Source organism: Paenibacillus sp. F4 (assembly GCF_002894905.1).
GTDB lineage: Bacteria > Bacillota > Bacilli > Paenibacillales > Paenibacillaceae > Paenibacillus > Paenibacillus polymyxa_B.
In genome coordinates this window covers 224,572-247,533 of record NZ_POVS01000020.1, presented here as the reverse complement: position 1 = coordinate 247,533, position 22,962 = coordinate 224,572, and the positions used below count along the sequence as shown (strand labels likewise).

Sequence of the window (22,962 nt, the reverse complement as noted above, 5' to 3'; positions counted from 1 at the left end):
TTTGTGACTGATTTAATTACGTCCCAGGAGGGATTCGAACCCCCGACCGACGGCTTAGAAGGCCGTTGCTCTATCCAGCTGAGCTACTGGGACAAGATGGTGATCAATAAAACCTTATGTATTCAGCGCATTGATTATTATATCACATTTCGGGCAACTGTCAAAAGCATTTTTTTATGATATAGGGAAGTGGGCTGCAAAAGGAATCATTTGGACGCTAACGGGGTATTATGTACAAAGAACCATGCATAAAGGAGGGGTTAATCTGTGAGAGGTCTTTTGTCGTCACTTTGTTATTTCAGCATTTTCTTCGCACCTTTTCTAGTGCCTGTCATTGTGTGGATTGCAGTACGGGACGAATATGTTCAGGGATATGCAAAAAAAGCTATTTTATCGCATATTTTCCCCATTATTGCGGCAATTCCGCTAGTGTATTTTATTATTACGGCGAATCATGCAGGTTCAGTGATCGGTTTTGTGCTGCTATTCGTAGTGGTCTATCTCGGGGTTTTTGTTTATAACATCTACAAAGGGATTATGACGCTGCGTGAAGCGGCTTAGTTCAAAAAGAAGCCTCCTACATACCGCTAATTTGGCGGGATACGGAGGCTTCTTTAGGGTCATTTTTGATGAGTTGCTGTTGCTATTTGGTTCAATGGCTGCTTATTTATTCCCAAAGCGTTTAGGACTTCTCCGTACTTCATGTCTTACGTTTTTCTCCAGCACTTCTTCCGCGAACTCATTGTTATGAATATAACTGCTGCCTTTATTTTTCTTATAATTCGCTTTGCCGTCTATGATTTCCCCCTCCTTTCACGCTGATCCGGCGATGGCGCCGGGGCCCAAATTAACAAAAGCCGAGGCATAGCACACCATATCCTCATGCCCCGAACTCCTTGGCGAACTCTGTGCTGAGCTGCCCGTAGGAGAGCAGTTCTTTTTTAAACTTCTCTCGCTCCTCACCAGCAGTAATGTGTGTAGAGTCGGTAAAAGCCTTGTCTGTCACTTCCTCAAATGCCGAATGCAGATTATTGTCGTACCAATCCAGCTCCAGATCGGCGTCATTGCGGATGATCCGTACCATGTCATAGTCATGCTGACCATCCGTCTGATCCTTGGCCGTGATATAGACCAGCAGTTCCGGGTCATCTGCGGCACCGGGCCGCACCTCTACCTCAGCGCAGCGCACTCCGTCAAGTTCAGTGAAGCGGCGTATTTTGGCATCCTTGATGTAGTACATGGTCTCCCTCCTTCCTTGCGAGTAGACGGGTTGCCCCATCTGTAGTTTTCGGAACGGACAGACATTTTATGCTTCATTTCGGCATATATACTGATGAACTGGGGATTTAGTTTTTGATTCATTCCAACACTGGATGAACACGACAAAGAGAGGATGAACAGACATGTGCGGAATTACAGGTTTCATACAGTGGAACGGAGACTTAATGCATCAATCTGAGCTGCTGCTGAATATGACACAGACGCTCTCTGATCGCGGACCGGATGCTGCGGGTACCTGGATATCCAACCCGTGTGCCTTCGGACACCGAAGACTGAGCGTTATGGACCCGGAAAATGGCGCTCAGCCCATGATCCGGCAGCTAGAGGATATCACTTATACGATTGTATATAACGGGGAAATATATAACGCGCCTGAGCTGAAAAAAGAGCTGCAACAGCGCGGGCATTTTTTCCGTACACAATGCGACACGGAGGTGCTGCTCGAATCCTATATCGAATGGGGCCCCGAATGTGTGGATCGGTTAAACGGCATTTTTGCGTTTGCGGTCTGGGATAGTGAGCGGGAGCAGGTATTTCTGGCACGGGATCGGCTGGGAGTGAAGCCGTTATTTTATAGCCAGACCGAAGAAGTATTCGTATTTGGCTCAGAACCCAAAGCACTGCTCCAGCATCCAGCGGTAGAGGCAGCAGTAGACGCCGAGGGATTGGCCGAAATTTTTATCATCGGGCCTGCACGTACCCCCGGACACGGCGTCTATTCGTCCATGAAGGAGCTACGCCCCGGGCATACGCTAACCTACAGCCGCGACGGCGTGCGCATTCAAGCCTACTGGACACTGGAAAGCATTGCGCATGAGGATAACACCGAAGAAACAGCACTTAAGGTACGAGAACTGTTGCTGGATACGGTGGAGCGGCAGCTCATTTCGGATGTTCCAGTCTGCACCTTATTGTCTGGCGGGCTGGATTCAAGCGCTCTATCCGCATTAGCTGTCGATTATTACAAACGTACCGGGCAGGGACAAGTTCATACGTATTCGGTCGATTATGTGGATAACGACAAGCATTTTAAAGCCCATGCGTTTCAACCCGGAGCCGATGCCCCCTGGATTCAGCGGATGGTCGATGAATTAGGGACAAATCATCACTGGATTGAATTCGATACGCCAGAAGTCGTAGCAGCTCTGAACAACTCCACGCTAACGCGGGATTTACCCGGAATGGCGGACGTGGATTCGTCGCTGTATCTCTTTTGCCGGGAGATTAAAAAAGGAGCTACGGTCGCTATTTCCGGCGAGGCTGCGGATGAAGTTTTTGGCGGATATCCTTGGTTCCACCGGGAGGATATGCTGAATTCAGGTACATTCCCGTGGGCAGTTGCACCCGATATGAGAGCCAGTCTGTTGTCTCCCGAGGTGCGTGACTGGATCAAGCCGCTGGAGTATTTGAACGATCGCTACTCAGAAGCAGTAGGAGAAGTGCCGAAGCTACCGGGGGAAACAGGAAAAGCTGCGCAAATGCGCGTCATGTCCTATTTGAACATCACCCGCTTTATGCCTACTCTACTGGATCGCAAGGATCGAATGAGTATGGGAGCCGGACTCGAAGTGCGGGTGCCGTATTGCGATCATCGATTGGTACAATATGTATGGAACATTCCGTGGAGTATCAAGATGACAGGCGGACGTGAAAAAGGTATTTTGCGCAAGGCGCTAGAGGGCGTATTGCTGGATGATGTGCTGTATCGCAAAAAAAGCCCATATCCCAAAACGCATAACCCTTCCTATCTTGAGGCTGTGAAAAAGCAGGCGCTGCAGCTACTGGATGATTCCTCTTCCCCACTGCTCAAGCTGATCGATGCGCAAAAGGTACGCGATATTGCCGCCTCACCGGAGGCATCCACCAATCTGCCTTGGTTTGGTCAGCTGATGTCGGGTCCCCAGTTGTTTGCCTACTTGGCTCAAGTGGATAACTGGTTGCGCACTTACAAGGTAGCTATTCGATAAGCTACACTGAATGCTGAAGCAATAGAGCTTCTAAGCGGTTGCGGCAATTTTTCGCTGTGTACTATATGGGGAACAGAAAGTACCAAAAAGGCTATCCGCAGCTCATGACTGACGGATAGCCTTTTTTTTCGTTATGTGATGGGGGATGATTTCGCCCCTGTTACCAATGCTATGCCTGTGGATTACGCAGCTTTGTTGCCAAATCACGGAGAGCTATCCCTCGGTGACTGATAGCCTGCTTTTGTTCCAACGTCAGCTCGGCCATTGTCTTTTCAAACTCTGGCAAATAAAACAGCGGATCATACCCAAACCCGCCGCTGCCGGCGGTTTCAGTAGTAATCCAGCCCTCCACAGAGCCTGTCGATTCCAACGTCTCGCCAGTCTGCGGATTATATAGAATCAAGGTACAGACGAATTGAGCCGGGCTTAGCAAAGGCTGTCCCGTATCATCACCCATTTGCTTCGATTCCAGAACGTCAAGCAGCTTAATATTATTTTCGTGATCGCTGGCACCTTCTCCAGCATAACGGGCAGAGTATACCCCCGGCGCACCGTCCAGCAAGTCCACGCAGAGGCCGGAATCATCGGCCAGTACGGGCAATCCGAGGACATCTCCAACCGCTTTAGCTTTTTTCAGTGCATTTTCGGCAAAGGTTTTGCCATCTTCAACGACATCAGGAATGTCGGGATAATCGTACATGCTTCTGACTTCCTTGCCAAACGGCGCAAAGGCATGCGCAAATTCCCGCACCTTTCCTTTATTTTTCGTAGCGACAATGACGACCGGGCCATCCAGCCGCATTAGGCGCCAGCTCCTGTACGTCCAGCACCGATCTTATCAGCAATCGATCCAAGCACTTCTTTTTGGCGCTCAATCATTTGCAGAATCCCTTGTTCGCCCAAGCTAAGCAGTTGATCCAATTCGTTACGGTCAAATGGGCTTTCTTCACCTGTACCTTGCAGCTCAACATATTTTCCACTGCCAGTCATGACAAGATTCATGTCCACTTTGGCCTTGGAATCCTCTTCATAGTTCAGATCCAGCAACGCTTTTTCACCAACAACCCCTACGCTGACGGAAGCCAGGAAATCGGTAATTGGAAAAACAGGCAGCTTGTGCTGGGTGGCAATTTTATTGACCGCAATCGCCAACGCTACGAAAGAACCGGTAATTGAGGTTGTGCGTGTTCCACCGTCCGCCTGAATGACGTCACAATCCAACGTAATCGTCCGTTCACCAAGCGCCTGTAAATTGACCACTGAACGCAACGCTCTTCCAATCAGACGCTGAATTTCCATGGTACGGCCTGTCAGCTTGCCACGCGCAGCTTCACGCTGATTACGGCTATGAGTCGCACGCGGAAGCATGGAATACTCTGCGGTCACCCAGCCTTTTCCTTGTCCCTTCATAAAGGGAGGTACGCGTTCTTCTACAGTAGCCGTGCAAATGACTTTCGTCTCGCCAACCTCTATAAAAACAGAGCCCTCCGCATATTTATTTACTCCTGCTGTCAATTTCATCGGGCGCAGCTCATCACCGTTTCGTCCGTTAGATCTACTCATGCTTTTTCCTCCTACGTCGTATGCAACCTGTTCTTATATGTTTATTTTACCAAAGTGTGCAGGCAAAAGCACCCCAAGGACGATTCCCGCCCTTAAAGAGGGATTTCGTTAATATGTTGCGGCTTGGCTACAGGCTCTCCATAATTTTGATTATTTTGTCCAATCACGCTTTTTTCACCATTCAGTTCAATCCGAATTTTTGTTTTGACCGCATCATCTGAATTGTCTGCCGCTGTCAGCACAACCGATTCCAAAAATTCAGCAGGCACCGCTTCTCCTTTAGCAAACATATCATCTGAGAGAGATACCGTAATGACGTTATCTTTGGAGCGTTCTACCGATTTCAGCGCCGTCTCCCCTGTCATCACTTCTTGTAACCCATCTTTGGTCTGCGGCCCTTGAATCAATTGATGCAGCGCTGACTGGACACGATCTTTTTCAGGGCTAACCAACCGTGTTACAGGTACATAGTATTGAACTCCAGCAGGAGAAGATGAAGAGAAATACACAGTGACTGGACTGGAATCCAGGGGTGTCACGCCATGACCAATCTCCAGATTAATACCTACTGCACGCGTCAACGGATGATCCAGTGGTGTGCCGCCAACAGGCATTTCGTTCAGCTTTTTGCCCTCCACCCAGATCTGTACGCTCTCAATATCGGGACGGTCGGTCAGGGTCCAGGTCAAGCTCTCCATTAATTTGCGCTCTTCCTGTGGCTTATAGTTGGCGAAAGATTTGTTGAATTCGACAACAGCCAGCTTGTTGTTCTTGTCCACTGTCACACTTTTCACTTCCGTACCCTGGGGGATTACCCCTTTAAATCCCTCTGGTAATAATCCAGCATACGGCCCGCCTTCAACCAATGTTTCCAGCGCTGACTTAGCATCTGCCTGCACATCACCTGTAGCAATCGGTAAAGATACCGGGGCCAGCAAACCGTTATGATCTTGCAAAAAAACAGCCCTCAGTTGCCCTGTACTGGCCGGTGCTTTTCCGGTTACAGCCTTAATCATGGACTGCTCTGTCGTAGACGGCGGGGGGTCAATGGATGCCGATTCGTTGCCGAAAAGGCTGCAGCCTGACAACAACAGGGGTAGGGATAGCAGTCCAGCTACAGAGGTCATACGCCATGGGTGTTTTATATTCATAAGTGAAGTTCCTCCCTAACAATTTTGTACAGATTGTACTAATATGTATACGAGCCCCGCGTAAAAAATAACTACTTTTTCAGCAGACTGGACACACTGGTCATAATTGCAGTAGAAATCAGGATCTATACGAGGAGGGGAATTTCAACTTTATGGACAAGAAAAAAGCACCATACAGCCTGAATAGTAAAAAGGTAGCCGATGCCACCCGCGAGTTGCTGCACAAGCGTGGTGTAAACCTGACTGAAATTGCAGAACTGGTCATGCTTTTACAAAAAAAATATTACCCGACCCTAACGATGGAAGAATGTATGGAGAATGTGGATAAGGTGCTGATGAAGCGCGAGGTTCAAAATGCCGTGCTCACGGGCATCCAACTGGATATCCTTGCCGAACAGGGCGCTCTTCTGCCCCCATTGCAGGACATGATTGAGAATGATGAGGGATTATACGGGGTGGATGAGATTCTGGCCTTCTCCATCGTAAATGTGTACGGTAGCATTGGATTTACCAATTACGGTTATGTTGATAAACTCAAACCGGGTGTGCTGGAACGCCTGAACGATAAAAGCCTTGGGCCGATCCATACGTTTCTGGACGATATTGTAGGTGCTATTGCAGCTTCCGCCAGCAGTCGTATCGCCCATCGCAAACAGGCAGAGCGCGAACAGGAGCTTGGGGAAGAAAGTGCACCGAATACAACCCGTTAAACAACAACGCGTTGGAATACAACAGATATAGACAAGGTTAGAGGAGAACTAGACATGGCAAACGTAACTGAAGGATATACATTCCGTACGATGCAGGCTGACGATTATGAGCAGGCCATTGACCTTTGGAATGGCTTAGACGGATTGGGATTAAGCGAGGCCGACTCACCGGAGCGGATTGCACGCTTTTTACAACGGAACGAAGGACTTAGCTTTGTCTGTGAGTACAACGGAAACATCATAGGCACGATTTTAGCGGGTCACGATAGTCGCAGGGGGTTTTTGTATCATCTGGGTGTAGCCACAGCACATCGTGGTCAAGGGATCGCGCCCAGACTGGTGGATAAGGCGTTATCTGCTTTGCTGAGAGAAGGCATTGATAAATGTCATCTGTTTGTAATGGAGCATAACGCAGGGGGTCAACGCTTCTGGTCAGCTAACGGCTGGGAGAAACGGGATGGAATTTTACTATATTCCCGAGGGCTGGAATAGGGTCTAAGTGCTTGCTCTGTACAAATAGAAACGCCGGGTCTGATTCAAGTCGAGTTAGAAACGATCAGACCCGGTGCATAAAACTCACAACATATTGATTAGCAATCCTGACATTTCAAGCCCAGATTACCTTCATTCATAAATTACAATCCATTTTTTGGACGCAGTGCACGTTCTACAATTCCCAGCGTGGATTGACGAGAGAATAACCGGGACACCTGAGCTACCCAATAGTTCTGGCGACCGGAAATGATGTGACTACGCCCCTTTTCAAATGCTCTCAACGCGTTCTTCACAACGGTTTGGGGAGTTTCCCTAATTCCAACTGACGCTTCACTTGCGCCAACAATATCAAAAAAAGGCGTTTCTGTTGAGCCTGGACAAAGGGCCAGAACTTTAAGCCCCCGTTTCCGATTTTCGGCCCATAGCGCTTCAGTAAAAGAAAGCACAAATGCTTTGGTTGCTCCATACACCGCCATATAAGGATCGGGCTGAAATGCAGCTGTGGAAGAAACATTGATTAATCCACCATCCCGCTTACGCAATAAATCAGGCATAAATGCATGTGTGATGTCGACTAAAGCAGCCACATTGAGCATCACTTCCTCATGCTGTCGTTCTCCTGAAACCTGCTCAAAGTATCCATAGGTGGCAAAACCGGCGTTGTTAATCAAGAGATCTACCTTTAGCTGTTGCTTTTGAACCTCCTGATGCAATGCTTGTGGTGCTCCTGGTGTGGAAAGATCCATCGCAATCACCGTTGCTTTTACGTTATATTTAGCTGAGAGTTCTTTAGCCAGCGTCTCTAATTTGGTTTCATTGCGTGCTACCAAAATGAGATTACATTTCTTAGCTGCGAGCGAATAGGCAAAGGCCTCGCCAATCCCGGATGAAGCCCCTGTGATCAGAGCTGTTTTATTTGCGTACATAAACATGATGATAACCTCCATAGTATCGTTGTTTTATTTTAGAAACATTGTTACCACTACTCTATAATGAACTGAAGTCATCTACTATGACGACCTCAGCACACTTCATATTTACGATGGGGATGAGGATGCTTTAAATGCTACGAGCGTATTCTTCAGTGTAAATGCATACACTCCTTGAGCCATATCTACATCTGAAAAATGACCTGCAAACTGAAGATGTATGACTCCATGTAAAGCAGACCACAACATTCGGACAACAAGCAGCGGATCTTGCTCTTTCAGTGCCCCTAGCTCCATAGCGTGTGTGACGGTGTGCAGAATTCGTGACAATGCCGTTGTGGTACCCTCCAAGCTCTGTTCATCCGGCTTGAAATCAGATAACGCCCCGCCAAACATCATTTTGTAATAGGCTGAATGAAGCTGCGCAAATTCCCAGTACGCCCAGCATAGAGCTTCAAGATCAGCGAGTACGCTTTCGGTAACAGGTACTTGCTGGAAGGATTCAGCCAATAGCCGACATCCATCCAGGTACATCTCATTGGCAAGACCATCCTTACTGCCAAAAATACTGTAAATGATCTTGGTGGAACAGCTTAATTTCTGCGCAACTCGCCGCACGGTCACGGCCTCTGGCCCTTCTTCCGCAAGAAGGATGCATGCGGCATCGATGACATTTTTACGTAACAATTGCTGCTGCTGTAGCTTCACTTCCGAATAGGTTTTATAGGGATGCGATGGCTCGGACATGATTGAATACACTTCCTTTTGCTTATTAAAAACTGTTGCTTGTTGCTACTATAATAAATTAAAGAGATCTACACAAGATTTTCAAGAAACGGTGTTTCCGTTAAGAATCATAGTATTCCAAGCCAGCGTGTTTGTCAAATAAAATAAGAACGCAAAATAAGCAGGTACACTTACTGCGCTCTGGTTGAATGCTTAAAAACTGAAGCAATGTTTGGCGTTCCACGATCAGTAGGCAATGCCTACCCGTGTACGGATAAATTCGTAGCTATTCCATTGACGATAGGTAAAATCAGCCGTATCCGCGGTGGTAATTTGTGAGCCGCCTTCAGGCAAAAAATCTTTTTCCACACGATAAATCCCTGTCCGCGCTCCATCCGGCAGATAGGTTGGACATACAATTGTCCAGTCTAGTGCCGATTCACGTAGCAATTCGTACACTCGCCGATGTTCCTCGGCCGCACGAGTACTGCGTCGCCGGGTCTCGGAGGACTCATATCGATACAGGTCCGGTTCGGTCCGGCTTTGCAAAATCCCTGCCGTTCCTACCGTAATGAGCCGGGAAATAGACTGCTCCTGCATGAGCCGGATCAGCAGGCCTATACTAACGGATAAGGTAGTCGTTCCATCTGTATTCAGCGAACTGATCACAACCGTCGCCCCACCCTTCAGTGCTTGTGCTACTTCCTCTGCATTAGTGGCATCGCCTTGTACGATTTGCAGCTGATTCCCGTATCCGGGTGCGTAATCCTCCAGCTTGTCCGGTGAACGAACAAGGACAGTAACGGCATGACCGTCCGCTAATGCATAATCTAATATATACCGTCCTACGCGTCCGGTAGCTCCCAGCAGCAGCAAATTCATAAAATCCTCTTTTCCGGCATGAATGCCGCTAGTCATGTTGCTTCGTCATGTCACTTGTTGGATAACTTTCCGCGACTATTGACGGCAAAGCGGATAGAAGCGCGTGATTGGGTCCGTCTCGCTCATAGAGATCCGTTCACGGCGCACCAGCTCCACCAGATGAGCCAGCGTCTCGGACATGGCAAACCTTAGCTGGTGAATACCCAGCTTGCCACCGAACATGGCAATGCACAGCTCGTAGGCTGTGCTGCCCTCCGGTTGGATCAGCTGCTGGAATTTATCCAGCCGTTCTTCATGATGCGCCAGCAACGCTTGCGTCCGCTCCCGAAAATAACCAAACGGATTGCGGTGCCCCGGATATGCCCACGCTACCTCCAGCTCGCCTAGACGCTGCAAGCCGTCTACATAAGACTTCAACGGCTGGGCATCACTGCCCGGCAGCAGACTGATATTAGGAGAAATCTGCGGCAAAACTGCGTCACCGCAGAGAATAACGCCGCTATTCGGGTCATATAAGGACACATGTCCGGGCGCATGTCCTCCTGTCTCGACGGGCAGCCAACTGCGTCCACCCCATTCCAGACGAGCGTCCATTCCGGTAGGAATAACGGTAATCTCAGGCTGTGGATTCACTTGCAAATATGCCTGCCGCATATGTAATTCCAAGGCCGACACTTGCTCCAAAGGAAAGCCATGCTGGACAAAAAAGCTGGGAAGCCTGTTCTCCATAGCCACCGTCGATTCTGGAGCGTCCCACATCATCATCGCTTCCTTATGGCTTCGAGCTGACATATGTACACGAGCCTGACTTTGCTGCTGCATCCAGCCCGCCAATCCGTAATGATCGGGGTGATGATGAGTCACCACAATGTCAGAGATATCCCCAAAGGACATCCCCAGCTGTTGGAAGACATGCGCCCATTCTGCCTCAGTGTCCATATTGCGCGGCCCCGGGTCTACAATCGTAAAACCGTGCTGTCCCTTGAGCACATAGCTATTCACCCAGCGCAGCGGAAAGGACATGGATATTTTGACCTGAAAGCCTCCGTCTATTCGCTCACACGGTGTAAGCTCTGGCATTTTCATGGCTTCCATCCGCCTTTCTGTTTCAAGCCCGCACGCCGACAAAAATCATTCGAGGCGAAGCATCTTCGATATATTGATCTTCATTATAGCTTCCGTGTACCTGCTCTACAGATAGTCCGGCTTGCTCTAGCAATCCACGAAACTTTTCATATGGATATAGCTTCACTCGTTCATGATACACGCGCGCAGGTTCTCCCTCAGTAGGAGTCGTGCTCAGAGCAGAGGCTGCCTCAGTGGCCGTAACGGATGCGGCTGACCGAATCGCAATTTGCTTTTTCACAAAGCCATCTTCAATGACCCGATGCTCCTCAATCCAATTCCCTTCATCCTCCCGTGACGAATGCGGTACCAAATGAGCGGTTACGTAAGCAGGGTTCAAATAATCTATGATAAAGCGTCCTCCCGGCTTCAACAGCCGATATATTTCCTTTAGCACTTTAAGCTGCTCCTCATCCTTTTCAAAATAACCGAAGGAGGTGAACAAATTCATCACCGCGTCATAGCTTTCATCCAGCGGCACCTCTCTCATATCCCCTTGATGCCAACTTACCCGCCCTTCGGAATCAGCTGCACGAGCCTCTCTCAGCAGCACATTGGAAAGGTCTACACCTGTAACCTTATAACCTGCATCTGCGAGCGCAAGCGAATGACGTCCCATCCCACAGCATAAATCCAATACGCTGGAGCCTTGCGGTAATTTGAGCCAGGAGATCATTTTCTGCACTTCCTGATAGGCTCCCTGAAAGTCGCGATGCTTGTATACCAATAAATAATCTTCCCCAAAGCTTTGCTCGTACCATTCTGCCATATCGTTTCTCCTCCATGAAATCATTTCGCTCTATTACATACTATATTAGCTTTTTCAAACTGGAAACTCAAAAGCATTACGAATAAGGATTTTACAAAACCTGAACAACAAACATGTTACAATAACCGTTATTTGAATCCATTTCATAATACTTCAGTAGCTTTAATAAAGAGTACATATAGATCAAAATGGTTTAATAATTTATGAAATGGATTCATTTGAGCTTAAATATTCATAGGAACTTCATACCAACTTCATGTGATTCACCCCATTTTATCATTAAAATGATTCATGGGAACGCCTTTAGAAGTATTCATAAGAGAAAGGAGCGGGGAAGTTATGATTCAAATTGGACTTACGGGTTGGGGCGATCATGATGACTTGTATCCAACCGGCACCAAAGCTAACCAAAAACTAAGCGTCTATGGAAGCCATTTTCCGGTAGTAGAGATGGATAGTTCTTTCTATGCGGTGCAGCCCACAGATCGTATGGCACGCTGGGCGGCGGAAACCCCTGACTCTTTTTCATTTCTCATCAAAGCCTATCAAGGCATGACTGGACATACCCGCGGCAAGCAGCCTTACTTCAAAACAATAGATGCCATGTACGAAGCACTGCATGCATCTATACAGCCTCTTCGCGAAGCGGGCAAGCTCAAAGCCGTGCTGTTTCAGTACCCACCCTGGTTCGACTGTACACGTGAGAATGTCGCTGTATTGAGAGACACGAAAAAAAGGATGGGAGAGGTCCCATCCGTACTTGAATTCAGACATCAAAGCTGGTTCACACCCGATTTTCGGAAACAAACGCTGGCATTCATGCGTGAAGAAGGCTGGATACACAGCGTATGCGACGAGCCGCAGGCGGGATCGGGGTCGGTTCCCATTGTGCCGTTGGCTACAGACGGCAATCTGACAGTCGTACGTCTCCACGGACGGAACATATCGGGCTGGAATCAAAGCTCCGCGCCTAATTGGCGGGAGGTTCGTTATCTGTATCGGTACAATGAACAAGAATTGACCGAATGGAGAGACAGATTGCTGGAGCTGGAACAGCAAAGCCGTGAGGTGTGTGTTATTTTCAATAACAATTCAGGTGGAGACGCCGCTGCTAACGCCAAGCAGCTCATGACCATGCTTGGCATGGACCCTAAACCTTTTCCCCTTCGCAAGCCACCCGAAGAGGATAACGGACCGGAACAGCTTGAACTATTTTGAGGAATGAGCTGAGGGTAGGGAGTTAGAAATAGCCTCCTTGAGCTTGCGTGCATTATCCAGTAAATGTGGGTCGTCAGGTAAATAGCGTAAAGCGGTTTGGTTATGCTCATACGAAGCGTCCAGCTGACCTACATGGGCATAGCAATGGCTAAGCCGCACATGAGGTAACCAGGAGTAGCATGGTAGTGGAACAGGTCGCATACCCGGAAGGTGATGCTGTTGCTCCAATGCCTTTTCGTACCAGTATGCGGCAGTGCCCCATTCGTTTCTTGTGAAAAACCAGTCACCGATCATGCAGCACAAGTCTGATTGCGGCACACCGTATCGAAAGGAGCGTAACAGACTATCCAGCTGTTGCTCCGGCTTCCCGAGGTGAAGATAGCATTCCGCCGACCGCGCACAAGCGGTAATCCGATCCTCACGGTAGCCGCTCGGCTCCTCCAACAGATGGTTGAACGCCTCTGCCGCCTCGGCATATTCTTTACGGTCAAAGCATTCATTGGCGTGCAAATATAGCAGACGCCCCTCCAGCTTGCCGCTTTCGCTGATCCACCGGGCGAGAATACGTTGGTTACGGAGCGTATGATCTTGCATTCGGCGGTGAGTTACTGCCACATCCGAATGCACGATTTGTCCCTGAGGTATCACCAGATCTTCATGCAGACGCCCTTCCCAGCGGTATTGTCGCTCACGCTTCACGAGACGGATACGGCGTGAGGTGAACAACAGTTCACCCTGCTCCCCCTCTGCCAAATGAAGTGGCATTACCACTGCGTCGATATCCTTAGACAAACGCTGCTTCAAGGCACGCAGGCGCTCACGGTCCGGCTCCAGCAGCACATCGTCCGCATCCAGCCACATGATGTAGGAACACGTCGCCTTGTCAAACGATTCATTACGTGCGGCTGCAAAATCATCCCTCCATTCAAACGTATATAGCCGATCCGTATATCGGGCTGCTATCGTCTTCGTCTGATCCGTCGATCCCGTGTCCACAATGATGATTTCATCCATCAGGTCTGCGACCGAATCCAGACAGCGTGCAAGTGTCTGCTCCTCGTTCTTTACGATCATGCACAAGCTGATGGTCATTAGATGCTCAGTCATGACTTCACGTCATCCCCTTTACCTTTGGCTGATTCTGCCGTCGTTTTTCCGGTAGACTCGCCATCAGTATATGCACCTCTCCTTTCAGCCTGCGTCTTGTCTAGCTGTTCGACACGTGAATACCTTTGCAACGGCAAAAGTTGTTCCTCCATATGCCGGATTCGCTGTACCGCCTTATCGAGTGCGGCCTTTCGCTGATTCATTTTGCGAACATGCTGCTGCTCCACCAGTCGAAATTGATCCTCGTCCAGTTTCATCCACTCATTCAGATGCTCTACCCCTGGTTTGGCCTCACGCAGTTCTTTCGACTTCTTGCGGCCGGCAAAGCACAAATATTTGTGATGCACCTCCAGCGCTTGTTCATCAAAATAAGGATACAACACACGGGAGAGGCTCCCGGCATAGTAAGTCCGCTTGTGATCATGAAACGGATGGTATCCATAAGGTACAGACAAGACGAGCGTTCCTTTTTTATTCAACAAGCGATAAGCATGAGCCAGCAGGGTGTCGGGATGCGCAAAATGTTCCAAAATCTCCCCTAAAATAATGGTGTCAAATCCACCGGGAGGACGCTCAAATTGTGAAATGTCCTTTAACTGAAAGTGGACTCTTCCCCGGACGGGTGCGGATTCCTGTCGAAGTTCTTTTTTTGCATAAGAAATGCTGCCCTCTTCCAAATCAATGGCCGTTACCTTAAAGCCTTCCCGCCCAAGCAAAATGGACGTTATCCCCTGACTGCACCCAACATCCAGCACGGTATGGCCCTGTACATGGCGGCAAATCCAGTGAATTCTATTGCGGGTGGCTTCATGGGACTCCTCCGAATTGATTTGCCCGTAATAACGTTCATTTACCTGATCACGGTTAGCCAACAGCGGCGCCCCCTCCATCACCGGGATGCCCCAAGATCACAACATGTCCACCCGTACAATGTGCAGTCGCATTACGTGTATCGAAGACCAGCGGGGCATGGTCGACCAGCTGTTGGTAATCCACCACAGAATGGTCTGTCGTGATGACTACGATATCTGCACTTTCCCATAGCTGGGCATTTGCCGTTCGAGATGGGATTGCTTCACCGTTCAGCTTAAAGCTCGATACATATGGGTCGGTGAAGCTCACCGAAGCTCCCATTTTTATTAGATGTTCAAACAGGACAAGAGCTGGGGATTCCCGAACATCATCAATGTCCTTTTTGTAGGCCACACCTGCCAGAATAATTTTGGCTTTGTTTATGGCTTTACCTTTCTGAGCGAGCATGGCTTCAATTCGCTCCGCGATATACAGCGGCATACGCCGGTTCATGCGATCTGCCAAGTCCACGAATTCCAGTGGAAAACCATGCTGCTCGGATTTCCATGACAAGTATAGCGGATCAACCGGGATACAGTGCCCCCCGATCCCAGGTCCCGGATAAAAAGGCATATAGCCGAATGGCTTGGTTGCCGCTGCATCCAGTACCTCCCATATATTGATGCCAATTTTCTCACAGGCGGCTGTCAGCTCATTGACCATTCCAATGTTGACGCTGCGGAACGTATTCTCGAACAGCTTGGCGGCTTCCGCCACGGTTGTCGAGCTGACTGGAACAATCTGTTCCAAAAAGGACCCATAAAAACCTACTCCTGCTGCCAGACAATCCGGCGTGCAACCGCCGATCACCTTGGGTGTGTTGCGAATGTTAAAATGAACGCTGCCCGGATCAACACGCTCCGGTGAAAAGCACACATAAAAATCCTTACCTACTGTCCAGCCCCTACGCTGCTCTATCACCGGCCGAATCAGTTCCTCGGTCGTTCCCGGATAGGTGGTGCTTTCCAGAATCAACAGTGTTTGTCTACGCAAATGAGGTATGGCCTGATCAATAGCCGTTTCAATATAGGACGTATCCGGCTGATGTCCGTCCGTCAGCGGCGTAGGCACACAGATCACGACGATATCCGCATGCTCCAGCACCTTGATATCCGTAACCGGATGCAATTGCTGCCCGATCAGACCTTCCAATGCATCATCGCCAATGTCTATGATGTACGACTTTCCTTGAAGCAGCTTGGCTACTTTGACGGGATCGGAATCCACACCATATACATCATAACCAGCCTGTGCCATTTCCACTGCCATGGGCAGCCCTACATAACCGAGGCCGATCACCGCAACTTTTACAGTTCCTTTAGTTATTTTTTCCATAAGCTGCAAAATACCCACCTCTTTCATCGTTACTCCATGCCTCGCAGTAACTCAGCAATTCCCGCACGATCCATTAACTCATCGTCCGAGCGATATTGATCGAAGCTCACCCGTTCTAGTCCACCATATTGGCTCAGTAAGCGCTTGTCTGCTTGCTGGGGAAGAATAACAAAATAACGATCATCGTAGCGATACGTGTTCGGCACCTCATAGGGTGAAATCAGCACCTCATGCAGCTTTTCCCCACCACGTATACCAATTTCCTTCACTTTCAATCCAGGCTGACCCGCCTGTTCTTTCATTACTTCTGCCAAATCCGCAATATTGCAGCCCTTCATTTTCATCACTAGCGTCTCTCCACCAATCGCCGTGACAGAAGCCTTCAGCAGCAAGCCAATCGCCTCTCCGAGCGTAAGGAAGAAGCGTGTCATATCTGGGCTCGTCAGCGTTAAATCCTGTCCTTCCGCGATCTGGCGCTTGAACAGGGGCACGACGCTTCCACTCGTCCCTAACACGTTGCCGCCGCGAATACACACAAAGCGAGTACGCTCACTTAAAGCGTTGGCGCGGATCATCAGTCTCTCACCTATCGCCTTCGTCATGCCATATACATTCACCGGGTCTACCGCCTTGTCTGTAGAGACATCAATTACCTTGGCGACTCCCTGCTCTATACTGGCCCGAATCACATTTTCCGTACCATGTACGTTCGTCTTGAAAGCCTCTTCCGGCTGTCTCTCACACACGGGAACATGCTTTAACGCCGCCAAATGGAATACATAGTCCACCCCGCGACATGCCTCCTGCAATGCCTGAAGATCCCGAATATCTCCAATAATGAAATTCAACCGAGGATCAGATTGAAATTGCCGCTGCATGGCAATCTGTGCAAATTCACCGCGTGAGAAAATACGAATTTCCGCCGGTCCCTCCTTCAGCAATTCAGCCGTTAGGCGTTGTCCCCAAGATCCCGTGCCTCCGGTCACCAGCAGTTTTTTTCCTTTGAACAATATAATCTCCTCCTGACCGTTACGAATTGGCAATGCCTGTTCCCAGAAATTCAGCCAGTACGGCATTCATTTCATTCTCTGACAGCCGATCCTTCGCCGGTACTTTTTTCACCGAAGTATTTGCGGCATGGATGACGTTCACATAGTTGCGAAGTGGAATGACCTCATGCGGCAGCTCCGTTACATATCCGTGCGTGCCCTTCCCAGGAATGACGACACGGTAATCATTCAGAAAATCCTCCACTTGATAGCGAAACACATAAAAGGAAGGCGAACGGTGAAACACCGGTGCCATCTGCCCCTCAACCGCATCCCACAGGTAACCCATCTGGTTCACCAGCGCAACTGTCTCCGGTTGAAACTTGTAATCATGCAACTGTTGTACAAATGACTGGTGATACAAATCGTCGGAATCTATTCGAGCAATGAGCAGTTCGTCCGCGCCTTCGATGTACGCATTAATACGGCGTTTGCTTTCGATGCTCGTGCCAAAGCGAATGTGGTCGGGAATGGGCTCATGTTTGGCCAGCTCCTCTTCCACGATGTCACTGCATCCGCCCGCCAGCTTGACGACAGATAAGAAATCCGCATTCGTCTGACTGAGCAAACTACGCAGTGTAAAGGTTCTGAATATATCCAGTCGCTCGCTGATCCACTCACGTGTCAGGCGGTTGGGATTCATCCCATAGTTATTAAAATTAATTTCAATGACAATCTTGCGATTCATGTATCTTCCTCCCTTTCAACCGTCTTCTCTCAAGTTATGAAGACGCCCCTGAAACGGCATGTACAAATGCAACAACTCTTGCAAAAATAGGTAGAATCCAAAAAGAATAGCCGTTCATACAAAAACCTTTTCGCTTTCGACATATAATAGAATACAAAGTTTTTTGCTCTATTTGAAAAGTTGAACAAGCAGGAACGACAGGGAGGAAACATGATATGACTAATCCAAAGTATCTGGAGATTGACGAGGTACTGAAACGTTTGAAGCTGGCACTCGATCAACACCAGCCCTTTTCGCTGATTCGTATTGGAGATGGTGAAAATTTGGTGTTGGCGCAGGACACCGTCTGGCCGATGGAAAAGGTGTTACAGGAACGTTGGGCGGTCAAAGCCAATCTCGGTCAAAAGGGACTATTTCTGCCGAATACGGAGCTGCGAGACGCGGTGGCTGAGGCAGTAAACAAAGCCAGCATCGCTGGCATTTTGCCATATGATGACGAATCTATTAAAGCACCATCCTATATGAAGCGGGAGCTGACCGATCAGATCTTTGCTCACTATGCTCTTTCCCCCGCGCTGACCTGCCATGCCTGCCTGAATCGGTATTTGGCTGAGACACCCGCTTTCTGGGACATGCTGAAAAATCGACGCATTCTGCTGGTCACCCGGACGGCCGCTGAAGCAAAGCCTGTTCTTGAGGCTGATCCGTACAGGCTGCATATCGCCCACACGCTGGCATTTCATCAATATGAACAAATGCCTGAAACACTCCAATGGATCTCAGCACACAAAGATGACTTCGATATTGCGCTGTTCTCTTGTGGTGTCAATGCAATCGTGTTAGCACAAAAAACAGCAGAGCTAACTGGCAAAATAGGTATAGACTTCGGCAAGGCGATTAATATCGTCATGTTCGGCAAAGCTAATTAATAGATAAAATAATATTTGTGAAAAAACTACTTAGTAAGTAATCTTTGCTCCGTATATCAAAAAGCACCCGCAAATTTCAATTTGCGGGTGCTTTTTGATATCATATGTTGTCCTAAGTCCATGATCGAAAAGAATAATCCATATTAAGCCTTGGACCCTTGCTTGTTTAGAAATAGAATTTGAGATTCCCTGTCACTTCTTTTACAATATTACAGAAACTAGCATTCATTTAGAAATTATGAGGAGGATATCGAAAATGTCACATAACAAGAGATTGAAGACATACCCACTTGCTAAAGCAAAGCATGTAAAGGTTCATGGTCGAACTACGCAAACACGTAAACCTCTTACTCTGTTTTGGACAGGCAGTGGCATTGAATTGAATATCAAAGGCTCAGAGCTGTGGATTGAAATTGAGGCCGATTACCAGGTGTATGAGTCCTGGATCAGTATTGTCATCAATGGTGTCCCGATAAGTCGCCTGATGGTGACCGCAGGACGGCATTGGATCTGTCTTTTGAGAGGATTGAACCCTGACACGGTCAAAAATGTCCGTATAGTCAAGGATGTCCAGCCTATGAGTTCGGACTCGCGCTGCTTGTTGCAAATCCATGCCCTGAAGGTGGACGGGGAATTGCTGCCAGTCACTGATAAGCCCTTCAAGGTGGAATTTATCGGTGACAGCATTACCTCGGGAGAAGGAACGATTGGAGCAAAGGAGGAGACAGACTGGGTTCCCATGCTGTTCACAGCACTACGCAATTATACAGCCATAACAGCCGAAGCACTGAATGCAGACTACCGAGTGTTATCACAAAGCGGATGGGGTGTCCTAACAAGCTGGGATAATAATCCGCACGCGAACATACCAGCGTATTATGAGCAGGTGTGTGGTGTGCTGACCGGTGAGAGAAATGAAGCATTAGGGGCATTTTCAGATCATGATTTTACCTCATGGCAGCCGGACGTGGTCGTAGTGAATTTGGGGACTAATGACGGGGGAGCCTTTTATTCTCCTGCATGGACGGACCCAGCAAGCGGGAAAGTGTACAAGCAACGCTTGAACGAGGACGGCACATTCAATGAAGAAGATTTACAAGCTTTTGAAAGCGCTGTCGAATATTTTCTTGTTAAGCTTCGGACCTGCAATCCTGCTGCCCATATTGTGTGGGCCTATGGGATGCTGGGTACTCCGATGATGCCCTCAATCTACCGAGCGGTAGACGCGTACAAGAAAAGAACGAGAGATCGGAATGTGTCGGTATTCCAACTGCCTAACACGACGGTAGAAACGATAGGATCTCGCAGCCATCCCGGGTTCTCCGCCCATGACAAAGCAGCAGATGAGTTGACAGTGTATTTGCGAGAGATTCTAAAGAGATAGAATCCGAGAAGCACAATCAACTTTCTAGTACACGCTCATAAAGGAAATTATAACAACTAGGTCATTTGTGCTCTGGGTGTTGTTGTTGAGAATTATAGCCACGAGTCTGCAGCAGATGTCTGTCTATGCTCGTGGCTAGTTAAGCTTGGGCGCAGCGGCCTATCCTAGGAGAACCACGAACAGGCAGCGAGCATTTCCTAAAGAAATATTCACCTGATATATTTACAAAAACGGAGTCGAAGCAATACCCGTGAATACCTCTGGACCATTACGAACAGTGGTCGATACACCAGAAATATAAGAAGAATATACTGTTTGTATTGCCCAGGGAGCGGACAGATCCTGTGCATTAAAAGCTTGCGTTTCATTAGATCCAGTCACGCCCAGTACTCCCTCGGCGCGGTAGACTACCTCGCTCGGATCATAGTCGGCTCCACGCACGATTTCAACCGCATACGTATCGCCAAGCTCACCGATCAGACCAATGGAACCACTAAAAGTTACAATCGGACCCGGCACAAGAAAGGTTCGCAGGGTGATCAAACCGAACCGCTCCGGTATAGGACCCAGCTGTATATCGGGACCCTCACCTGTTTTTGATGAATTGGTGGAGCTTCTCATATCCAGAAAAAAACCCATACCTTATCCCTCCAAATTGCAAGATACTCCATGCTATGCAAGAAATTCTTTAGCGTATTGGACAAATTAGTAATAAATCTATCAATTCAGCTCAAAATAACCGATAGTAAATACATATGTTATAAATATCAGAAATGAATATGTAGATAGAAAGCAGGGGTTTGATGAAACAACTGAGACGACTGAAAACATTAACATTACGCAAGAAATTGACAGCAGCATTTCTACTGGTCATGCTTGTTCCTAGTATTATTGTGGGCTCTTTCTCCTATCAGGCAGCGTACAACCAGACAGATCGCCAATTACTGGACAGTGCAACGTCTAGCGTTACCGCATCTGATCGTGCTGTTACTCAAACGATTCAGGCCAAAATCGCTGATCTCGAATATTACTCTACAACGATGACGGTTAGTGATGACAGTGCTGAAGCAGATGATGCCATTCTGAAAAAATTACAAGTATATTTAAAAATGCATGCAGAAGCTGTTGATATGTTTGTAGGAACTCCCGAAGGAAAACTCATTATTGGCAAAGCCGTAGGCTCCACAAACGATCCTCGTGAGCGTCCGTGGTACAAACAGGCCATGGAGAAACCCGGACAAACCGTAATCAGCCCTGTCGGACTCAATACAGCTAAGGTCCCCGTTGTGTATATTTCACGCACACTTCCCGACAACAGCGGCGTTCTCGGTCTTTCCCTGAACCTGAATAATTTAAAAGAAATCACAAAGTTAAAAATAGGACAAAATGGTTTTATTATGATATTGGATGGTACCAAACGTATCGTAACCCACCCGACAGAAGTCAGCGGAAGTACCAAAATAGGGGAAACGATACCCAAACTGTTTGCCTCCGAGGAAGGTAGCTTTAGTTACGATTTTAATGGCGTAGACAAACACCTGATTTTCAAAACTAATGCGCTGACGGGCTGGAAAATTGCCGGAACGATGGACAAAGCAGAAACCAGTGCCTCCGCCCAGCCGATTCTTATCACGACGATCATCGTGTTGGTGATTGCAGCCATCATCATTGGTGTACTCGCAATGTGGCTAATCAGCAGTATACTTAAGCCCATCCAAAGATTACGTAATTCTATGGATGCCATCAGCAAAGGTAATCTTTCGATTAACGTAGCTACGACCAGCACAGATGAAATTGGTGAATTATCAAGATATTTTCAACAAATGGTAGATAACCTGCGTAACATGATTAAAGAAATTCAAGCGATGACAGGCAATTTGTCGGCATCCTCGCAAGAGCTTGCAGCAGGTGCAGAACAAACGACCCGGGCTATCGAGCATGTGACCATAGCCATTCAAGATGTGGCTGCAGGCAGCGAACGCCAAGTGGGCAGCGCTAAAGCTAATCAGACACGGGTTAGCGACATGGCAACAGACATCACCGCGATGACTGAAACTATGGCTGAAATGACCACTTACTCCACACAGGCCATTCAGGCGTCGGATGCAGGCAGTGAGCATATCGGCAACAGCGTCGTCTCCATTGACGGCATTCGTACTACCGTGGAAGAACTGGACACGATTATCGGTGCTTTGAGTGACCGATCTGGACGAATCGGAACGATCGTCACTGTCATTACGGAAATTGCCAGCCAGACTAATCTGCTCGCATTGAATGCTTCCATTGAGGCAGCACGCGCAGGAGAGCATGGCAAAGGTTTTGCTGTCGTGGCGACAGAGGTCCGCAAGCTGGCTGAAAACTCAGCTCATTCCGCACAACAAATTCGTGAACAAATTCAAGGGATACAGAACGGTGTGTCTGAAGCTCTGGTTGCTATGGAATCAGCGAAGGAACGCGTAAGTGAAGGTATCAATTCCATTGACCTATCCGGTCGCTCCTTCTCTCGCATTCGTAGAGCGGTAGCCAAATCAGCGAAGCAGCTTGATAACGTCGCAGCTTCTACCGCTGGCGTCGCAGATGGTACGAGCACAGTCGTTAGCAGCATGGAGGAAATTACACGCATCGCTGAAGAAGCGGCATCCCATACAGAGACCGTGTCCGCAGCCGCAGAGGAGCAACTCGCCTCCATGGAAGAGATCGGTTCGTCTGCCGCAGATTTGACCCGTCTGGCAGAGCAGCTTCAAGATTTACTGACACAATTCCAATTGGATGAAACAAAATAACCGTTCCAACCGATAAATA

At 48.3% G+C, this 22,962-nt stretch carries 23 protein-coding genes and 1 tRNA gene; 8 read left to right on the top strand and 16 right to left on the bottom strand.

The genetic code is table 11. The features are described from left to right. Positions 1-19: 19 nt before the first annotated feature. Positions 20-93, bottom strand: a tRNA-Arg gene (locus C1T21_RS24550). A 174-nt stretch (positions 94-267) separates the two neighbouring features. Here C1T21_RS24550 and C1T21_RS24545 point away from each other — a divergent pair. After that, the gene (locus tag C1T21_RS24545; protein WP_103050110.1) at positions 268-561 is read left to right on the top strand and encodes a magnetosome magnetite crystal formation protein family; all 294 of its coding nucleotides are present in this window, start codon (positions 268-270) and stop codon (positions 559-561) included. A 319-nt stretch (positions 562-880) separates the two neighbouring features. Here the strand turns inward: C1T21_RS24545 and C1T21_RS24540 are convergent, their stop codons facing one another. Then, on the bottom strand, positions 881-1,240 hold the full coding sequence (locus C1T21_RS24540) for a hypothetical protein (RefSeq protein WP_013311672.1): 360 nt from the start codon (positions 1,238-1,240) through the stop codon (positions 881-883). 163 nt (positions 1,241-1,403) lie between these two features. On the opposite strand from C1T21_RS24540, the gene asnB reads away from it, so the two are divergent. Next, entirely contained in the window at positions 1,404-3,248 is a 1,845-nt protein-coding gene (gene asnB / locus C1T21_RS24535) for an asparagine synthase (glutamine-hydrolyzing) (protein ID WP_103050109.1), read from the top strand. 169 nt (positions 3,249-3,417) lie between these two features. On the opposite strand, the gene C1T21_RS24530 is transcribed toward asnB, so the two are convergent. The 3 genes from C1T21_RS24530 to C1T21_RS24520 form a co-directional block, all read right to left on the bottom strand. Further along, positions 3,418-4,050, bottom strand: a complete 633-nt coding sequence (locus tag C1T21_RS24530; RefSeq protein ID WP_103050108.1) for an XTP/dITP diphosphatase — start codon at positions 4,048-4,050, stop codon at positions 3,418-3,420. Then, a complete protein-coding gene (rph, locus tag C1T21_RS24525) occupies positions 4,050-4,811 on the bottom strand; it encodes a ribonuclease PH (RefSeq protein WP_103050107.1) in 762 nt (253 codons plus the stop codon). Before rph ends, C1T21_RS24530 begins: the two co-directional genes overlap by 1 nt. A 92-nt stretch (positions 4,812-4,903) precedes the next feature. Then, positions 4,904-5,962: a GerMN domain-containing protein gene (locus C1T21_RS24520; protein WP_103050106.1), complete on the bottom strand. Its 1,059-nt coding sequence runs from the start codon at positions 5,960-5,962 to the stop codon at positions 4,904-4,906. Between the two features lie 152 nt (positions 5,963-6,114). Here C1T21_RS24520 and C1T21_RS24515 point away from each other — a divergent pair, with 152 nt between their 5' ends. Together C1T21_RS24515 and C1T21_RS24510 are read left to right on the top strand one after the other, a co-directional pair. Next, positions 6,115-6,672 (top strand): phosphatidylglycerophosphatase A family protein, encoded by a 558-nt coding sequence (locus C1T21_RS24515; protein ID WP_023990028.1) that lies wholly within the window; start codon positions 6,115-6,117, stop codon positions 6,670-6,672. A gap of 54 nt (positions 6,673-6,726) precedes the next feature. Further along, positions 6,727-7,164: a GNAT family N-acetyltransferase gene (locus C1T21_RS24510; protein ID WP_103050105.1), complete on the top strand. Its 438-nt coding sequence runs from the start codon at positions 6,727-6,729 to the stop codon at positions 7,162-7,164. A 143-nt stretch (positions 7,165-7,307) separates the two neighbouring features. Here the strand turns inward: C1T21_RS24510 and C1T21_RS24505 are convergent, their stop codons facing one another. The 5 genes from C1T21_RS24505 to C1T21_RS24485 form a co-directional block, all read right to left on the bottom strand. Further along, on the bottom strand, positions 7,308-8,099 hold the full coding sequence (locus C1T21_RS24505) for an SDR family NAD(P)-dependent oxidoreductase (RefSeq protein ID WP_103050104.1): 792 nt from the start codon (positions 8,097-8,099) through the stop codon (positions 7,308-7,310). A 105-nt stretch (positions 8,100-8,204) separates the two neighbouring features. Then, on the bottom strand, positions 8,205-8,843 hold the full coding sequence (locus tag C1T21_RS24500; RefSeq protein WP_103050103.1) for a TetR/AcrR family transcriptional regulator: 639 nt from the start codon (positions 8,841-8,843) through the stop codon (positions 8,205-8,207). A 225-nt stretch (positions 8,844-9,068) separates the two neighbouring features. After that, positions 9,069-9,704: an NAD(P)-dependent oxidoreductase gene (locus tag C1T21_RS24495; protein WP_103050102.1), complete on the bottom strand. Its 636-nt coding sequence runs from the start codon at positions 9,702-9,704 to the stop codon at positions 9,069-9,071. Positions 9,705-9,779: 75 nt separating this feature from the next. Then, positions 9,780-10,790, bottom strand: a complete 1,011-nt coding sequence (locus tag C1T21_RS24490) for an MBL fold metallo-hydrolase (protein WP_103050101.1) — start codon at positions 10,788-10,790, stop codon at positions 9,780-9,782. A gap of 22 nt (positions 10,791-10,812) precedes the next feature. Then, a complete protein-coding gene (locus C1T21_RS24485) occupies positions 10,813-11,598 on the bottom strand; it encodes a class I SAM-dependent methyltransferase (RefSeq protein ID WP_103050100.1) in 786 nt (261 codons plus the stop codon). A 339-nt stretch (positions 11,599-11,937) separates the two neighbouring features. On the opposite strand from C1T21_RS24485, the gene C1T21_RS24480 reads away from it, so the two are divergent. Further along, complete coding sequence (locus C1T21_RS24480; protein WP_103050099.1) at positions 11,938-12,816, top strand: DUF72 domain-containing protein; 879 nt, start codon at positions 11,938-11,940, stop codon at positions 12,814-12,816. Here C1T21_RS24480 and C1T21_RS24475 read toward each other — a convergent pair. From C1T21_RS24475 to C1T21_RS24455, 5 genes are read right to left on the bottom strand one after another with little or no spacing between them, the layout of a single operon-like run. Beyond that, complete coding sequence (locus tag C1T21_RS24475; protein WP_103050098.1) at positions 12,808-13,923, bottom strand: tetratricopeptide repeat-containing glycosyltransferase family 2 protein; 1,116 nt, start codon at positions 13,921-13,923, stop codon at positions 12,808-12,810. The two genes, C1T21_RS24480 and C1T21_RS24475, sit on opposite strands and share 9 nt — an antisense overlap. After that, positions 13,920-14,795: a class I SAM-dependent methyltransferase gene (locus C1T21_RS24470; protein WP_103050097.1), complete on the bottom strand. Its 876-nt coding sequence runs from the start codon at positions 14,793-14,795 to the stop codon at positions 13,920-13,922. Before C1T21_RS24470 ends, C1T21_RS24475 begins: the two co-directional genes overlap by 4 nt. Continuing rightward, positions 14,788-16,137 (bottom strand): nucleotide sugar dehydrogenase, encoded by a 1,350-nt coding sequence (locus C1T21_RS24465; RefSeq protein ID WP_103050096.1) that lies wholly within the window; start codon positions 16,135-16,137, stop codon positions 14,788-14,790. The genes C1T21_RS24470 and C1T21_RS24465 overlap by 8 nt, the downstream gene beginning before the upstream one ends. Before the next feature lie 2 nt (positions 16,138-16,139). After that, positions 16,140-17,120 (bottom strand): polysaccharide biosynthesis protein, encoded by a 981-nt coding sequence (locus tag C1T21_RS24460; protein ID WP_103050095.1) that lies wholly within the window; start codon positions 17,118-17,120, stop codon positions 16,140-16,142. A 19-nt stretch (positions 17,121-17,139) separates the two neighbouring features. After that, positions 17,140-17,847 (bottom strand): glycosyltransferase family A protein, encoded by a 708-nt coding sequence (locus tag C1T21_RS24455; RefSeq protein WP_103050094.1) that lies wholly within the window; start codon positions 17,845-17,847, stop codon positions 17,140-17,142. Positions 17,848-18,062: 215 nt separating this feature from the next. On the opposite strand from C1T21_RS24455, the gene C1T21_RS24450 reads away from it, so the two are divergent. Then, positions 18,063-18,776 (top strand): GT-D fold domain-containing glycosyltransferase, encoded by a 714-nt coding sequence (locus tag C1T21_RS24450; RefSeq protein ID WP_103050093.1) that lies wholly within the window; start codon positions 18,063-18,065, stop codon positions 18,774-18,776. A gap of 256 nt (positions 18,777-19,032) precedes the next feature. Next, positions 19,033-20,160: an SGNH/GDSL hydrolase family protein gene (locus tag C1T21_RS24445; protein ID WP_103050092.1), complete on the top strand. Its 1,128-nt coding sequence runs from the start codon at positions 19,033-19,035 to the stop codon at positions 20,158-20,160. 222 nt (positions 20,161-20,382) lie between these two features. On the opposite strand, the gene C1T21_RS24440 is transcribed toward C1T21_RS24445, so the two are convergent. Next, on the bottom strand, positions 20,383-20,799 hold the full coding sequence (locus C1T21_RS24440) for a hypothetical protein (RefSeq protein WP_103050091.1): 417 nt from the start codon (positions 20,797-20,799) through the stop codon (positions 20,383-20,385). A gap of 164 nt (positions 20,800-20,963) precedes the next feature. On the opposite strand from C1T21_RS24440, the gene C1T21_RS24435 reads away from it, so the two are divergent. Beyond that, positions 20,964-22,943, top strand: a complete 1,980-nt coding sequence (locus C1T21_RS24435; protein WP_103050090.1) for a methyl-accepting chemotaxis protein — start codon at positions 20,964-20,966, stop codon at positions 22,941-22,943. The last annotated feature ends 19 nt before the right edge of the window (positions 22,944-22,962 follow it).

What these genes read in the sequence shown, in the direction of transcription:
- C1T21_RS24490 (WP_103050101.1), bottom strand. Translation starts at nt 10,790, where the DNA reads ATGAAAATGCCAGAGCTTACACCGTGTGAGCGAATAGACGGAGGCTTT.
- C1T21_RS24465 (WP_103050096.1), bottom strand. Translation starts at nt 16,137, where the DNA reads ATGAAAGAGGTGGGTATTTTGCAGCTTATGGAAAAAATAACTAAAGGA.
- C1T21_RS24510 (WP_103050105.1), top strand. Translation starts at nt 6,727, where the DNA reads ATGGCAAACGTAACTGAAGGATATACATTCCGTACGATGCAGGCTGAC.
- C1T21_RS24495 (WP_103050102.1), bottom strand. Translation starts at nt 9,704, where the DNA reads ATGAATTTGCTGCTGCTGGGAGCTACCGGACGCGTAGGACGGTATATA.
- C1T21_RS24540 (WP_013311672.1), bottom strand. Translation starts at nt 1,240, where the DNA reads ATGTACTACATCAAGGATGCCAAAATACGCCGCTTCACTGAACTTGAC.
- C1T21_RS24530 (WP_103050108.1), bottom strand. Translation starts at nt 4,050, where the DNA reads ATGCGGCTGGATGGCCCGGTCGTCATTGTCGCTACGAAAAATAAAGGA.
- C1T21_RS24520 (WP_103050106.1), bottom strand. Translation starts at nt 5,962, where the DNA reads ATGAATATAAAACACCCATGGCGTATGACCTCTGTAGCTGGACTGCTA.
- rph (WP_103050107.1), bottom strand. Translation starts at nt 4,811, where the DNA reads ATGAGTAGATCTAACGGACGAAACGGTGATGAGCTGCGCCCGATGAAA.
- C1T21_RS24505 (WP_103050104.1), bottom strand. Translation starts at nt 8,099, where the DNA reads ATGTTTATGTACGCAAATAAAACAGCTCTGATCACAGGGGCTTCATCC.
- C1T21_RS24515 (WP_023990028.1), top strand. Translation starts at nt 6,115, where the DNA reads ATGGACAAGAAAAAAGCACCATACAGCCTGAATAGTAAAAAGGTAGCC.
- C1T21_RS24475 (WP_103050098.1), bottom strand. Translation starts at nt 13,923, where the DNA reads ATGACTGAGCATCTAATGACCATCAGCTTGTGCATGATCGTAAAGAAC.
- C1T21_RS24450 (WP_103050093.1), top strand. Translation starts at nt 18,063, where the DNA reads ATGACTAATCCAAAGTATCTGGAGATTGACGAGGTACTGAAACGTTTG.
- C1T21_RS24480 (WP_103050099.1), top strand. Translation starts at nt 11,938, where the DNA reads ATGATTCAAATTGGACTTACGGGTTGGGGCGATCATGATGACTTGTAT.
- C1T21_RS24485 (WP_103050100.1), bottom strand. Translation starts at nt 11,598, where the DNA reads ATGGCAGAATGGTACGAGCAAAGCTTTGGGGAAGATTATTTATTGGTA.
- C1T21_RS24455 (WP_103050094.1), bottom strand. Translation starts at nt 17,847, where the DNA reads ATGAATCGCAAGATTGTCATTGAAATTAATTTTAATAACTATGGGATG.
- C1T21_RS24435 (WP_103050090.1), top strand. Translation starts at nt 20,964, where the DNA reads ATGAAACAACTGAGACGACTGAAAACATTAACATTACGCAAGAAATTG.
- C1T21_RS24500 (WP_103050103.1), bottom strand. Translation starts at nt 8,843, where the DNA reads ATGTCCGAGCCATCGCATCCCTATAAAACCTATTCGGAAGTGAAGCTA.
- asnB (WP_103050109.1), top strand. Translation starts at nt 1,404, where the DNA reads ATGTGCGGAATTACAGGTTTCATACAGTGGAACGGAGACTTAATGCAT.
- C1T21_RS24445 (WP_103050092.1), top strand. Translation starts at nt 19,033, where the DNA reads ATGTCACATAACAAGAGATTGAAGACATACCCACTTGCTAAAGCAAAG.
- C1T21_RS24440 (WP_103050091.1), bottom strand. Translation starts at nt 20,799, where the DNA reads ATGGGTTTTTTTCTGGATATGAGAAGCTCCACCAATTCATCAAAAACA.